The 12,304-nt window shown below is 44.8% G+C and carries 12 protein-coding genes; 5 read left to right on the forward strand and 7 right to left on the reverse strand.

Annotation, left to right across the window (positions count from 1 at the left end):
- Positions 1 to 4: 4 nt before the first annotated feature.
- Entirely contained in the window at positions 5 to 1,402 is a 1,398-nt protein-coding gene (gene nhaC / locus BLR88_RS01595; RefSeq protein ID WP_057899721.1) for a Na+/H+ antiporter NhaC, read from the reverse strand.
- A gap of 187 nt (positions 1,403 to 1,589) precedes the next feature.
- Between nhaC and BLR88_RS01600 the strand changes: the two genes are divergently transcribed.
- Positions 1,590 to 2,249: a hypothetical protein gene (locus BLR88_RS01600; protein WP_091259755.1), complete on the forward strand. Its 660-nt coding sequence runs from the start codon at positions 1,590 to 1,592 to the stop codon at positions 2,247 to 2,249.
- A gap of 326 nt (positions 2,250 to 2,575) precedes the next feature.
- Here the strand turns inward: BLR88_RS01600 and BLR88_RS01605 are convergent, their stop codons facing one another.
- The 5 genes from BLR88_RS01605 to BLR88_RS01625 are packed head-to-tail and all read right to left on the reverse strand — an operon-like array spanning position 2,576 to position 7,966.
- Entirely contained in the window at positions 2,576 to 3,667 is a 1,092-nt protein-coding gene (locus BLR88_RS01605) for a YheC/YheD family endospore coat-associated protein (RefSeq protein ID WP_175493532.1), read from the reverse strand.
- Entirely contained in the window at positions 3,664 to 4,128 is a 465-nt protein-coding gene (locus BLR88_RS01610) for a GNAT family N-acetyltransferase (protein WP_057899718.1), read from the reverse strand. Before BLR88_RS01610 ends, BLR88_RS01605 begins: the two co-directional genes overlap by 4 nt.
- Positions 4,115 to 5,440: a YheC/YheD family endospore coat-associated protein gene (locus tag BLR88_RS01615; protein WP_057899717.1), complete on the reverse strand. Its 1,326-nt coding sequence runs from the start codon at positions 5,438 to 5,440 to the stop codon at positions 4,115 to 4,117. Before BLR88_RS01615 ends, BLR88_RS01610 begins: the two co-directional genes overlap by 14 nt.
- A 4-nt stretch (positions 5,441 to 5,444) precedes the next feature.
- A complete protein-coding gene (locus BLR88_RS01620) occupies positions 5,445 to 6,536 on the reverse strand; it encodes a YheC/YheD family endospore coat-associated protein (RefSeq protein ID WP_057899716.1) in 1,092 nt (363 codons plus the stop codon).
- Positions 6,533 to 7,966, reverse strand: a complete 1,434-nt coding sequence (locus tag BLR88_RS01625; RefSeq protein ID WP_091259759.1) for a YheC/YheD family endospore coat-associated protein — start codon at positions 7,964 to 7,966, stop codon at positions 6,533 to 6,535. The genes BLR88_RS01620 and BLR88_RS01625 overlap by 4 nt, the downstream gene beginning before the upstream one ends.
- Positions 7,967 to 8,127: 161 nt before the next feature.
- On the opposite strand from BLR88_RS01625, the gene BLR88_RS01630 reads away from it, so the two are divergent.
- The gene (locus tag BLR88_RS01630; protein WP_057899714.1) at positions 8,128 to 8,817 is read left to right on the forward strand and encodes a metal-dependent hydrolase; all 690 of its coding nucleotides are present in this window, start codon (positions 8,128 to 8,130) and stop codon (positions 8,815 to 8,817) included.
- A 300-nt stretch (positions 8,818 to 9,117) separates the two neighbouring features.
- On the opposite strand, the gene BLR88_RS01635 is transcribed toward BLR88_RS01630, so the two are convergent.
- Positions 9,118 to 9,552 (reverse strand): GreA/GreB family elongation factor, encoded by a 435-nt coding sequence (locus BLR88_RS01635; protein WP_057899713.1) that lies wholly within the window; start codon positions 9,550 to 9,552, stop codon positions 9,118 to 9,120.
- A 263-nt stretch (positions 9,553 to 9,815) separates the two neighbouring features.
- On the opposite strand from BLR88_RS01635, the gene trmB reads away from it, so the two are divergent.
- From trmB to BLR88_RS01650, 3 genes are all read left to right on the forward strand, one after another.
- On the forward strand, positions 9,816 to 10,490 hold the full coding sequence (gene trmB, locus BLR88_RS01640; RefSeq protein WP_057899712.1) for a tRNA (guanosine(46)-N7)-methyltransferase TrmB: 675 nt from the start codon (positions 9,816 to 9,818) through the stop codon (positions 10,488 to 10,490).
- 117 nt (positions 10,491 to 10,607) lie between these two features.
- On the forward strand, positions 10,608 to 10,868 hold the full coding sequence (locus BLR88_RS01645) for a hypothetical protein (protein ID WP_091259761.1): 261 nt from the start codon (positions 10,608 to 10,610) through the stop codon (positions 10,866 to 10,868).
- A gap of 107 nt (positions 10,869 to 10,975) precedes the next feature.
- On the forward strand, positions 10,976 to 12,286 hold the full coding sequence (locus tag BLR88_RS01650; RefSeq protein WP_057899710.1) for a CBS domain-containing protein: 1,311 nt from the start codon (positions 10,976 to 10,978) through the stop codon (positions 12,284 to 12,286).
- The last annotated feature ends 18 nt before the right edge of the window (positions 12,287 to 12,304 follow it).

The following is a 12,304-nucleotide window of genomic DNA, read 5'->3' on the forward strand; positions in this document are numbered from 1 at the left end:
CTTGTCAGCTCCTCTTTTTTGTTTCATACGGCACGCCGATACCCGTAAACCCGAATAGTATCGTGATTACAGGACAAAGCAGACAGAAAAACGCGAACGGCGCATATTCAAAAACAGATACGCCAAGTACTCCGGAAATAAAGACGCCGCTGACGCCCCACGGAATAAGCGGATTTACAACGGTGCCGGCGTCTTCAAGCGTTCGTGCCAGATTTTTGCGTGCAAGACCGAGTTTTTTGTATTGCTTGACAAACGCATTACCGGTAAGAATGATAGACAAGTATTGCTCGCCGAGCAGTAAATTGATACCTATGGCGGATAAAGCGGTTGAAGCGATCAAGCGTCCGCGCGTCTGGATAAAACGTTGAATCATATCCATCAGTTGATAGATAATGCCAAGATGATATAGCAAGCCGCCCATGCTGAGCGAAAGAAAGATAAGAGAAACGGAAAACATCATGCTTTGAATGCCGCCTCGTGTTAGCAATGAATCAATGACTTTGTTTCCTGTCTCGGACGTAAAGCCATTTTGGATAATCCCGATCATGTCACCTATTTTCAATTCATGATTAAGCATGAACGCTACTGCAATTCCCGATAGAATACCAACCATCAGCGTTGGAATGGCCGAAATCCGGCGCATCGCCATGACCATGATGAGCAGAGGCGGCAACAGTGCCACAGGATGGACAACGGCATGTTCGATAAGCGCACGGTGCAGGCCCTCAATTTGTTCCTGCGGAATGGCTCCTGCGTTTCCGTTTCCGAGAAATAAAAACAGCAGGAGAGAAAGCAACAGCGCCGGAGTTGTTGTCCATGTCATGTGGCGAATATGGGTGAATAAATCGATGCGTGCTACTGTAGGCGCTAAGTTTGTCGTGTCGGACAGGGGCGACATTTTATCACCAAAGAACGCTCCTGATACTATCGCACCTGCTATCCAAGCGGGATTGATGCCTATCATCGTTCCCATGCCCATAAATGCGACTCCGATCGTGGCTGTCGTTGTTAGCGAACTTCCGGTGCAGGTTCCTACAACCGCAGTGATAAGCAGAACGGCGGCTAAAAAGTATTTTCCCGATAAAATGCTGAAACCGTATGCCATCATTGTGGGAACAGTGCCGCTTGCTATCCAAACGCTAATGAGTGCACCGATAAGAATAAAAATAAATATCGGCGTAAGTCCTGGCCGCACGCCTTCAATCATACCTTCTTCAACCGTTTTCCAGGGCACTTTTTTTATGGAACTAATAATGATTAAGAGAAAAAGGGATAAAAGTAAAGGAACGTGCGGAGGCGCCTGCCATCCGATAATACAGAAGCTAAGAATGCTGAGCAAAAACAATGTAATAAGCCCAGCTTCCGCTTTTGTAAATTTTGTTTCTTGGTGTTGCTCTGGCACGATTCATTCCTCCAAAAAATTTTACTACTTAAACGCTTGTACGCTTTTAAGCGTTAAATTAACTTTTTAAGAATACTCGATTAATAGTTTGTTTGTAAAGCATTATTTTAAAAGATGATAAAAAAAAGATGAGTTATACTGTCTAGTAGAAATCAATCCATAACAGAGAATGAAAGGCAGGAAAAACATGGGGAATGACGTGCTATGGTGGGAAGAAGAAAACAGGCAATTGTTGTCCGCAGTATGCCGAAATTGCCCGGAACCGCATTTTCAGCGGCGTTCAGGTGATTTACCGCATATCGGGTGCTGTGCGTATGAACCGGTATTTACTTTGTTTGAAATATATAAGATGATTGCCGCGGGAAAGACGGAATTCTTTCTCAAGGAAATATATGCAAATCCGCAAAATGAGATATACGACTATGAAATTGTGGCGGGTGCTAGCATTCAACCGTTATTTTACGAGCGTTCTTCGGAAGAAGATGAATCGCCGGCGGAGCGCTATGAACGTCTGAAACGATCGCCCAATACGGCGTATCTTGCGGTGGATGAGCGGCTGGCGTATGCGGTATGCCAGTTCTTTATTGATGGCAAAGGGTGCGGCCTCGACCCGCGCTTTAAAACAAGCATCTGTCGTTCCTTTATTTGCAGCTCGATTGAGGAGCAGTTGACAGAAGAGGAACGGAAGCATTTGAGCGCCTGGCAGCGCGCGATCCGTGATGAAGCAGAGCCGTTTCACAGACGACATAAAGCTATTTTAGAAGAGAAGGGGTGGACATTACACAATCACGTACATAGCATTGTGGAATACTTTCGCCAGGTAAGCCAAGAAGCCCCTCTTTTTTGATGAGAAAAGAGAGGCGCAAGCTGTGAGTTTTTCTTAATTTTACAATCCGGCGTGCGGTTACATAATATTTTTTATGCTAGGGCTATTAAGGCTGCTGATCGTGACGTCTGTTTGACGGTTCTGCCGAATTTCGCAGACACCATTGCCGCTTCGGCTTGTCCTGGAGCGGCGGCCATACCTCCTGTTAGCATGTTTTTTGCCATTAAGGAAAAGAACATTAGCAGATGGATGGCATTGTTTCCTGTAATTATAAAAAAAGACAGAAAGTCATATAGCCTTTGTTTCGCCTATAAGCGAATAGAGACTATATGACTATGTTGATTGTTTTACAAATAAGGGGAAGAAATCTGGTGTATGGCTGCGCGAATAGGCATTTCGACAGCCTTTTTATACGTTTCTATCAAGCCTGCGAGGCGGAACAGTTCCCGGTTAGGTTTGGTATTCACTTCGATGATCCAGATTTGGCCTTTTGTATCAATTCCGATATCAATTCCAAACTCTATGAAAGAACCGAATTTTGATTCGATGTGTTGGGGCAATAATAAGCTTACTTGTTTAATGCCTTGCAGGATGCTTTCTGTTTCTTCGGGAGAAAAGCGTAGCGTAAGCAAGTTTTTTATGGGAATAGCGCGGCCCCCGCTTTGTAAATTGGAAGTAATGAGCTGTTGTGGAGATTGTTTGCCTACGATACCGGTTATTATCCACTGTCCTACCTCATTTTTTTGTACGAGTACACGGCTGTCACAGATGAAACCGGGGAGAAGCGCAAGATCGAGGCCTTGCTGTAAAATAAACGTGCGGCCCTGCCTTTGACACCAGAGCAGAAGGTAACGTTCGGCTGCAGGAAGAGAGCGGATCGTATTGCGGATGATGCAGCCTGTTTTATCTCTGCCGACCATCTCGAATATCTCGTGCTTGCGCTGAATACGGATGATTCCTTTGCCTCCCGAACCGTTAACTGGTTTTGCGTACAGGACTGGATATTTTCGTATTAGTTTTCCGAGTGCGCCCTGCTGTACGCGCATTGTTTCAGGCAGATGCGGGGCGATGTCGGAATGACCACTAAAAAACTGGTGCGCGTTCCACTTGTGAGCAAAACGGCTATTTAAATAAACAAGGCGGCTTTTGTTCCGGTATGCTGCGTACTTTTTGAATATCTCAGGTGTCATGTTACTAAAGCGGTCATATACAATATCGGGAGTCCGTGTCTTTTTGGCCTCCCATTTTTTTTCTTTTTTGTCGTATGCAAATCCGCGGACGATGTTTTTTTCTTCACAAATATCAGCTGGAGAGTAAACAACGAGCTCGCAACCGTATGTTTCAGCCACGAGCGCCAAGCGAGTAAGATATGTTTTGCCAGCGATAAAAGCGCCGTTGCGATAAGTTAACACTCCGATAAGTAGTTTTCTTCCAGTCATATTGTTTTCACGTCTTCTTTTCTCCAATCTCCTGCCGCAAGCCATAATGTCGGCTTTCCGGTAACGCCGCGCACGCAGGCGAACGCAACCATTCCGATGGTAAAGCAAGTTTTTAAGCTAGCCGTATTATCGGCTGCTACCCGCACGTACAATTTGCCAAGCCGGGAGAGCGCCGCGTTCGTCAGCGCTGTTCCGATCCCCTGTTCTCTTGCTTTCTGGTGGACAACGAGAAACGATTCCTGTGTCCCATACCCATAAACGGCGATACAGCCAAGCAATTTGCTGTTTTGGGTATAGATAAGAACAATATTCCCTTCCTCTTCTAGCATTTCCGCAGGCAATGCGCGCAGCCAGCGAATGGCGCGGGCGGTGATGCGTCTATCCCCATGTACATGAATGAAACGGAGCAATTTTTCCCGTGTTCGGGAAAACAAAGCGGGAGAAAGTTCATGAATGAACATGGCGTTTTTCACCCGAAATAGCAGCGAAATTTGCCTGATACTGTGCGTACTCGACGATGCGCCGCAACGAAAGTTTACGGATATGGGGTTCGTCGAATTTGCCCGGTTTGGCATTTGCCTCTATAAACCAGAGACGTGCCGTCTTATCAATGCCGATGTCTATGGATATCTCCCCGAGAGTAGGCCACTCTTTTTCAAGGGATCTGGCGATACATAACGCCATAAGCCGTATGTTTGAGAGCAGCTTTTCCGCTGAGTAATCCGGAAAAGCGGCTGAAAGGATGGGGACCGGAGGCTGCACGGAACCGCCGCGTGGCACGTGAGTCGTAATTTTACCGGAGCCGGCCAGCCGAACCCCGATGCCCGTCACCCCCCATTCACCTTTTCCGTCTTTTTGCACAAGCAGACGAATGTCAAAAAGTTTGTTATCAAATGTGGCGAGGTCAATTCCTTTTTGAATTAAGTAATGCTTTTTTACGTGCGGAGCGAGATAGAACCATGCTTCTTCTTTTGTTTTAAACATTTTTCCTACTGTTTTTTTTCGTTCTTGATGTTGCACGAGATAGTTTCCGCCACTTTGACGCTGAACCCGGTAAATTCCCTGCCCTGACATTCCATTTGCCGGCTTTAGATATACGAGCGAATAGGAAGAAATCATATTATAAAAAACATCTTTGGAAGAAAGCGGGAGCGTACGTGGCAGATAGGGAAGGGTCTCGGGATTGTTCTGTAGGGCGGCGTACAATTGTTGTTTGTTAAAAAAGTGTGGGTTATAAAGCGTTAGACCGGGGGTGGCAGAAAGCTGGTTTAGTGCGGCTTTTACATGCGCTTTTCCCTCATACGCTCGGTTTGGAATCCTGTTATAGAAAACATGCGGAAACGGAAGTTTTTCTTTTATCCATTTTTTTCTTTTTTTATCGAACAAGTATCCTCGCACGGTGCGAGAATTCCAGTCGATATTTTCCACTGGAACGACATAAACGAGCGCTCCCAGCTTTCTTCCTGTTTCGATAATATCAATAAAGTTGCTTTGTACACCGCGGAACAGACCGCCTCCTGCCACGGTTAAAATACCAATGAAAGGACCGATGGTAAGGTGTTTTTGCTGAGAACGGATTCGTACTTTTGAATTGATAGTATGGGGGCTGGGATGCTTACAGGTGATAAGCAGTGTTTTTTTCCAGCCACCAATGCGAAGGTGTAGCTTTTTCTTTGCCAGTAGGGTGTGCGGCGCTTTTTTCGCGGAAAAATGAAGGTGCCATGTACGATGCAAGGGGTGAATGGACACCCATCCCGTCGCGATTATACTCATATGCTCACCGACCCTTTCGCAACTGCGCAAGATAATGTGTATAGCGCAAAGGGTTGAGCCGTACGTCCCGGTAATATGTGCTGTTTTCGATTCGACGAAATGAAGCGCGTCCTGGCTTGGAATTCACCTCAATCAACCAAACTTTGCCTCCCCTATCGACTCCAATATCAATGCCGAGTTCGACTAAGCGCCCGTGTTTGCTTTCTAGAAACGGTGGGAGTTCCTTAACGATGTATTCAATATCACTATAAATTTTCTGTAACTGTTCTTCGGTGAAATATTTGTTTAGAAATGGTTTACACGAATGCGCTTTGCCGCCGCCGCATAGATTGGACGTAAGGCCGTTTACTACTCCTGCCCGAATGGCGCGCCCGGTCTCAACCCATTCGCCTTGGCCATTTTTTTGTACAAGCACCCGGATATCAAAAGGGATGCCTTCCGGTGTGGAAAGCTCTAGATAAGGCTGGGCGATCATTTTTACACTAAATTGGTTGCGTAGCCAGAGCAAGAGCGCAGTACGATTGGAGAATTTGCGGTAAAAGATTTTGTTTTTAAAATCGCGCCCTTCGACTCGATGGCTTCCTTGTTTGGAGGTGATTTTCATAACGCCGATGCCAAGCGAATTGCGCATTGGTTTAATTACGACTGCATCGTACTTGTCGAGCATGTTTTTTATTACCTGCAGCGAAGTGACAAGTTCGGTTTCCGGCATATATGCGGCAAGGCCAGCGTGCTGGATAAGTAGGTTATGGTTTTTGAGTTTATCGCCCAGCACATGTCCTAGAAAAGTAATCGAAGGATCATTTTTTAGTTTTCGGATTTGCGTCTCATACTTCTTGCGATTAGAAAGTCGATCATAGACAAAGGTGGGGAAAGGAAAGCGTCTTTTTATCCATTTTTTTTGTTTTGTATACTGGTAACCAATAACAGTCCGGGTAACGAAATTAATCTGGGTTGGTAAAAAGACGTATACGGGCAGTCCGATACGTATCCCGGCCTGGCATAAATACGCGTAGAATGACTTTTCCGGAAATGGGTGATATTTTGTGCTTGGGGTCGCTAGGATGCCAAGATACCCCAACGTCTTTTTTATCATGGTGATAACCTCCTTTTCGAGGAACGTTTGATTTGCATTGTTTTTTTGCGAGGATTAGGTATATAACCGCTGCGGTAAAAACAGTAGTCGACCAGCCGAATGACAGAAGGGCGGGGCCCTTTACCGGCATTCGCCAAGGAGTTGTTTGTTTTTGAAGGTTTCGAATTGATTTCAAGCAGCCATACTTTGCCTGTTCTATCGACACCGAGATCGATGCCGAGTTCAGCATAATGTCCTTCCGTACACTGTTCGAACAGGCGGGCGATAAGAAGCGCGTGTTGCCGGACGGAAGCAGTGATGGAAGCGCGGGCGGCGGGGGAAAAACCGGCTGCAATCAGCGTATTGCCCAACGGAAGTATAGTGCCACCGCGTGCTACATTAGAGACGATACTTTTGCAGGTGGGAGCACTTCGTCCGACAATAGATGTAATACTCCATTCACCGTTTTTATTTTTTTGGACAAGGGCCCGAAAGTCGACAATGCCTCCCTTGAGTTTGATTAAATGCAGTCCCTGTTGCATAAGATACGGTTGTTTACGCATACGGGAACGTAGCATTTGGTGCAGCAAGTTGAACGAGTTGTATCGCCGCGTTACCGTGTCATTGAGGGTAGCATACTGACATATATATCCATTTTGGGTACGGGACAGACGGATAATTCCGCGCCCCAGGCTTCCGCTCGAAGGTTTTAGGTAAATATAAGGATGCTTTTGCAGCATGGCTTGCAATGAAGCGGCTCCTTTATATAAATCCGTATAAGGTGTAAACGCTGCTGTTTCTGGCAGCAAGGACATACGCTGATGAATTTGCCATTTATCCAGGAACTGTTCGTTGAAAAATAGGACGCCTTTTTCTTTTAAAATCGCGATTTTTTCTTTGGTCTCCTCCCTTTCTTCAACTTTGCGTGAACCGATTCGATTGTACGTGCAAAACGGTATAGGAAATACTCGCTTTATCCAATGACCATTGCGGTATGTCCAGCCGTTCACCATATCTTTTTCCCGCGAAATTTGATCGAGTGTGAAAATAAAGCCGAGCCCGCCGCGCAGGCGGCATGTTTGTGTCACTTCCCGACAGAAGTCGGTAATGCTGCCGAAAGGACCTTCGTCTGTTGGCACCATCCTTGAGATTAAAATACCGACAATCGGCCCGATAACTAGCCTCCTTGTTGCCGGGTGGAAGTGGAGTCCATACGCGATTTCTTCTTCTAATAGGCCGAGCCGCTGTGCGAAAGATTCTTTTATTTTTATGACGGATGAAGTCGTAATTTCAAAAGCGGCAGTTATTGTCCGCAATCCGTACATAAGTTCGAACGGTTTTTTGCCGACAATCCCGTATTGTTTGACAAAGGAAGCCGGGAGCAGCACATCGATCGCAGCAGGAAAAGACTGGTCGGGTGTGCGCTGGATACGCGTATAACGTTGTGGCAAGGCTCGCTCCCCCTTTCCTACATCTATATATCATCCCTTCATCTTATGAAAAAAAGAAAGGGAGCGTGAGTATTCTCCTATTTGTTTGTTTGTTTGTCGTACATAACGCTGGTACAATAAGAAAAGATGGACAAGAAAAGAAAATAATGGAGGGTAGAAGTATGAAGATTACGTATCATGGACATTCTTGCGTACAGGTTTCTCATGCGGGCAAATCTATCATTATTGATCCGTTTTTGACTGGAAACCCACTGGCGGTAACAAAAGCGGAAGATATCGAAGTGCAATATGTATTGTTGACGCACGCACATGGCGATCATATTGGTGATGCGCTTACTATCGCAAAGCGGAACAATGCCATGATTATCGCCACACATGAATTGGCTACATACATGGGATGGCAAGGCGCAAATGTCCACGGAATGAATCTTGGCGGCGCCTATGAATTTGAGTTCGGCAAAGTGAAAATGACACAGGCGTTCCACAGTTCTGCCATTGTGCTGGAAGACGAAAGACAAATTATTTATGGTGGCATGCCGGGCGGGTTCCTCATCACAATGGGAGGCAAGACACTCTATCACCTTGGGGATACCGGATTATTCAGCGATTTGAAATTGATTGGCGAGCGAAACGATATCGATGTGGCATTTGTACCGATTGGCGACAACTTCACAATGGGGCCAGAAGATGCGTTGCAGGCGGCTGAATGGGTCAGCGCCAAGCTGACGGTTCCGGTGCATTACAACACGTTCCCGCCGATTAAGCAAGATCCGGAAGCTTTTATTCATAATCTGGAAAACAAAGGATTAAAAGGAAAAGTTGTAAATCCGGGAGAAGAATTGGAAATATAATAGATTAGTAATAGTTTTGTAATATGTGTGTAATATTGATGAGGTATCTTAAAAGTGTGATGAAAAACCCCCTTTTTATATACCTCTTGTGTTTTGGGCGGCGTACAAGCCGCTCTTTTTTTCGTAAGATAAAGCGAGAGCGGAAAAAGAAATGGCCTGCCACTTGATCTCCTCGTACTTAAGGAAAGAAGTGTCAGGCCTTTTAAGCTGTGCTTATGTGAGGCGAGAATGCCTAGCAATAGGTATATAAGGTACTAATGTAAAGTTCGAAAGGTTTGTGCTCATGATTTTTTAGTATTTTTACCAATCATTAAATTCAATTTTTTGAATGACGACATCCGTTTTTCCGTTTGGTGTATTTAAAGTAAATGCTTCGTTTGTTGAGCGCAATATGAGTTGCCAACCTACCGGAGAAAGAAAAGAAATGTATCCAGAATCTGGGTTGGCTTTTTCGGGAAAACATAAAGTGAAGGAGTCTGTTTCCTGCCCTTGCTCATAAAATAGCAATACTTTACTTCCGATAAACACGCGAGACATTATTGAAGTAGGGCCCGCGTTAAATGTTGAAAGAAAACTCTCAACTTCTTGTACATATTGATCGAAAAACTTGTCCACTTTACTTCGTTCCAAAAGGTTTGAAGGGAAGTAAGTATCTAAGAAAGTATAACGATGTTCATCAATAAATGCTAGCTGTTCAACTAAACGCTTTTGCAAAGGATGATAACTATGGTTCATAGTAGATTTCTCCTAAAGCTGGATTTTTTCTTGGATTCGGTTTGGTTGTGATACTTATCGTACTCATATAATCCTCCTTATTACATAGATTTAGGTGCATGATAAAAAAAAACACCCATTATATATTTTATCATTAACAACCAGGAAATTTTATCTAAAAAATGAAAATTTCGCGCCTTGTTTTCTTGGTTGCATCTATCTCCCATAATGCGTAAGATAAATAACAGTGCATAAAATCTCGAAACAAATAGGTGATTCTACCCATGCGTCTACGTAAAAAACCTGGCGTGCGCGAAGCGATGGCCAACTATCCGAAACTTGTCCCACAGGATGCGGAACAGTACAAAGGCAAGTGGCGCGAGTTTTTTGGCAACAACAATCCAATACATGTCGAACTCGGTACTGGTAAAGGCAACTTTATTACGACGCTTGCCGAACAAAATCCGCATATCAATTATTTTGGTGTCGAATTGCATGAAGAGGTGCTTATTAAAGCCGTGAAAAAAGCGGAGGAAAAAGGGCTTGCGAATATTGCATTTCTCTGGATTAACATTCGCGAACTTGAAAGCTATTTTGCACCCGCAGAGGTAGACAGGTTCTACCTTAATTTCAGCGATCCTTGGCCGAAAAAGCGCCACGCAAAGCGTCGCCTGACCCATAATGATTTTCTAAAACAGTACAAAAAACTATTAAAAGCGGAAGGCTGTATTCAATTAAAAACGGACAATGAGGGATTATTTGAATACAGTCTCAATCGATTCGCAGAAGAGTTGTTTTTGTTGAAAGAAATTACGTTTGATTTGCATAACAGCGAATACGCGGAAGGCAACATCATGACTGAGTATGAAGCGAAATTTGTACAGAAAGGGATGAAAATTTTCCGCTGTATCGCCGCGCATCCAGCGCAACTGGCGGCCAATTTTGTGGAGAATGAATAATTTCTTATCATTCTGATTTCTCAGTCTCGCGCATATACTGTACAAGCGTAAAGAGAAAAGGAAGCGTTATATCCAACTTCCTGTTTACGCTTATTACAGCAAAACGAGGTGAAGAATATGAGGAATGATTTTCGGCATATTATTTATCTGATTTTCGCATTTTTGCTTGTATTATATAGCTTGCCGCGCCTTCCGCTTTTGCGCAGTCAAACAGAAGCGGTCTTGTTCAGCGTTATATGGCTCGCATTCGCTCTTCTTATTATTGGCTCTCAGCTTTATCAAATCATTGATGGATGGGCGAAGGCAGAGCAATCACCGTTGCTTGCTATGACGCAGGATGAGCAGAAGGCTGGAAGAACACAACCCGATTATGAATAGTACAGAGGAAGCCGCCTTATCAAGGCGGCTTATTTTCTGTTTGTGATTGTTATAACAAAGAAGTATAATAAAAATAATACAGATTGATACAGAAAAAAGGTGAGTCTATGGCAACGAAACATGAACAAATTCTTCAGCATATCGAAGATTTGGAAGTAGGTACCAAGATTTCCGTGCGCCAGATAGCAAAAGATTTGGAAGTGAGCGAAGGAACGGCGTATCGGGCGATTAAAGAGGCGGAAGCGCAAGGATTGGTCAGCACGATTGAACGTGTAGGAACTGTACGGATCGAAAAGAAGAAAAAACAGAATATTGAGAAGTTAACGTTCGCTGAAGTCGTAAACATTGTCGATGGACATGTGCTTGGCGGACGGGAAGGGCTTCATAAGACGCTGAACAAATTCGTTATTGGAGCGATGAAACTGGAAGCGATGATGCGTTATGTGGACGCGGGCAGCCTTTTGATAGTTGGAAACCGTTATCAGGCACACAAGCTTTCCTTGCAACACGGAGCGGCCGTATTAATTACCGGTGGTTTTGACACAAGCGAAGAAGTAAAGAAATTGGCGGACGAATTGAAGTTGCCCATTATCTCCAGCAGCTATGATACGTTTACGGTGGCAACATTGATTAACCGTGCGATCGATGATCGTCTTATTAAAAAAGAAATCATGATGGTGGAAGATATTTTAATTCCGCTGGAGGATGCCTATTATTTGCAGGCAAATCATACAGTAGGAGATTGGCGCCGGATGGTAGAAACAATCGGGCATGGCCGCTTTCCGGTTGTGGACGAAAACATGAAAGTGCTTGGCGTGGTCACAACAAAAGATATTGTAGGGCACGATTATAATGTTCCGGTAGAGAAAGTAATGACGAAGAACCCGATTACCGTAATGGCGAGGGTTTCGGTCGCGTCGGCGGCTCATATGATGGTGTGGGAAGGCATTGAGATGCTTCCGGTTGTAGACAATCACCGCCGCCTGCTGGGGATTATTACTCGCCAGGACGTATTGAAAGCGTTGCAGTATATCCAGAAGCAACCCCAAATGGGAGAAACGTTTGCAAACCAGATTATGAACCGATTCCATGAAGAAAAAGGAGAAGGGGGCATTTATTTTCGAGGAGAAGTAACACCGCAGATGACGAACCATCTCGGAAACATTTCCAGCGGGGTGCTGACTACCCTCGTCTCCGAATCTGGAAGCCGAGCGTTGCGCCAGTATAAGAAAGGCGATATGGTGCCGGAAAATATTACGGTGTATTTCTTAAAACCGGTACAAATCGAGAGCACGATTGAAATCCGCCCGCGCGTGCTGGAGGTGGGCCGAAAATTTGGAAAGGTGGAAGTCGAAGTGTACCATCAGGGTATGCTTGTTTCAAAAGCAATGATGACCGTGCAGGTTATCGAACGATAAAACAAGAAAGCGGAGTCG

Source organism: Aneurinibacillus thermoaerophilus, assembly GCF_900099925.1.
GTDB classification, from domain to species: domain Bacteria; phylum Bacillota; class Bacilli; order Aneurinibacillales; family Aneurinibacillaceae; genus Aneurinibacillus; species Aneurinibacillus thermoaerophilus.

Excerpts from the sequence above, each read along its gene's own strand:
- BLR88_RS01600 (WP_091259755.1), top strand. The coding sequence starts at position 1,590 with ATGGGGAATGACGTGCTATGGTGGGAAGAAGAAAACAGGCAATTGTTG.
- BLR88_RS01605 (WP_175493532.1), bottom strand. The coding sequence starts at position 3,667 with ATGACTGGAAGAAAACTACTTATCGGAGTGTTAACTTATCGCAACGGC.
- BLR88_RS01610 (WP_057899718.1), bottom strand. The coding sequence starts at position 4,128 with ATGTTCATTCATGAACTTTCTCCCGCTTTGTTTTCCCGAACACGGGAA.
- BLR88_RS01615 (WP_057899717.1), bottom strand. The coding sequence starts at position 5,440 with ATGAGTATAATCGCGACGGGATGGGTGTCCATTCACCCCTTGCATCGT.
- BLR88_RS01620 (WP_057899716.1), bottom strand. The coding sequence starts at position 6,536 with ATGATAAAAAAGACGTTGGGGTATCTTGGCATCCTAGCGACCCCAAGC.
- BLR88_RS01630 (WP_057899714.1), top strand. The coding sequence starts at position 8,128 with ATGAAGATTACGTATCATGGACATTCTTGCGTACAGGTTTCTCATGCG.
- BLR88_RS01635 (WP_057899713.1), bottom strand. The coding sequence starts at position 9,552 with ATGAACCATAGTTATCATCCTTTGCAAAAGCGTTTAGTTGAACAGCTA.
- trmB (WP_057899712.1), top strand. The coding sequence starts at position 9,816 with ATGCGTCTACGTAAAAAACCTGGCGTGCGCGAAGCGATGGCCAACTAT.
- BLR88_RS01645 (WP_091259761.1), top strand. The coding sequence starts at position 10,608 with ATGAGGAATGATTTTCGGCATATTATTTATCTGATTTTCGCATTTTTG.
- BLR88_RS01650 (WP_057899710.1), top strand. The coding sequence starts at position 10,976 with ATGGCAACGAAACATGAACAAATTCTTCAGCATATCGAAGATTTGGAA.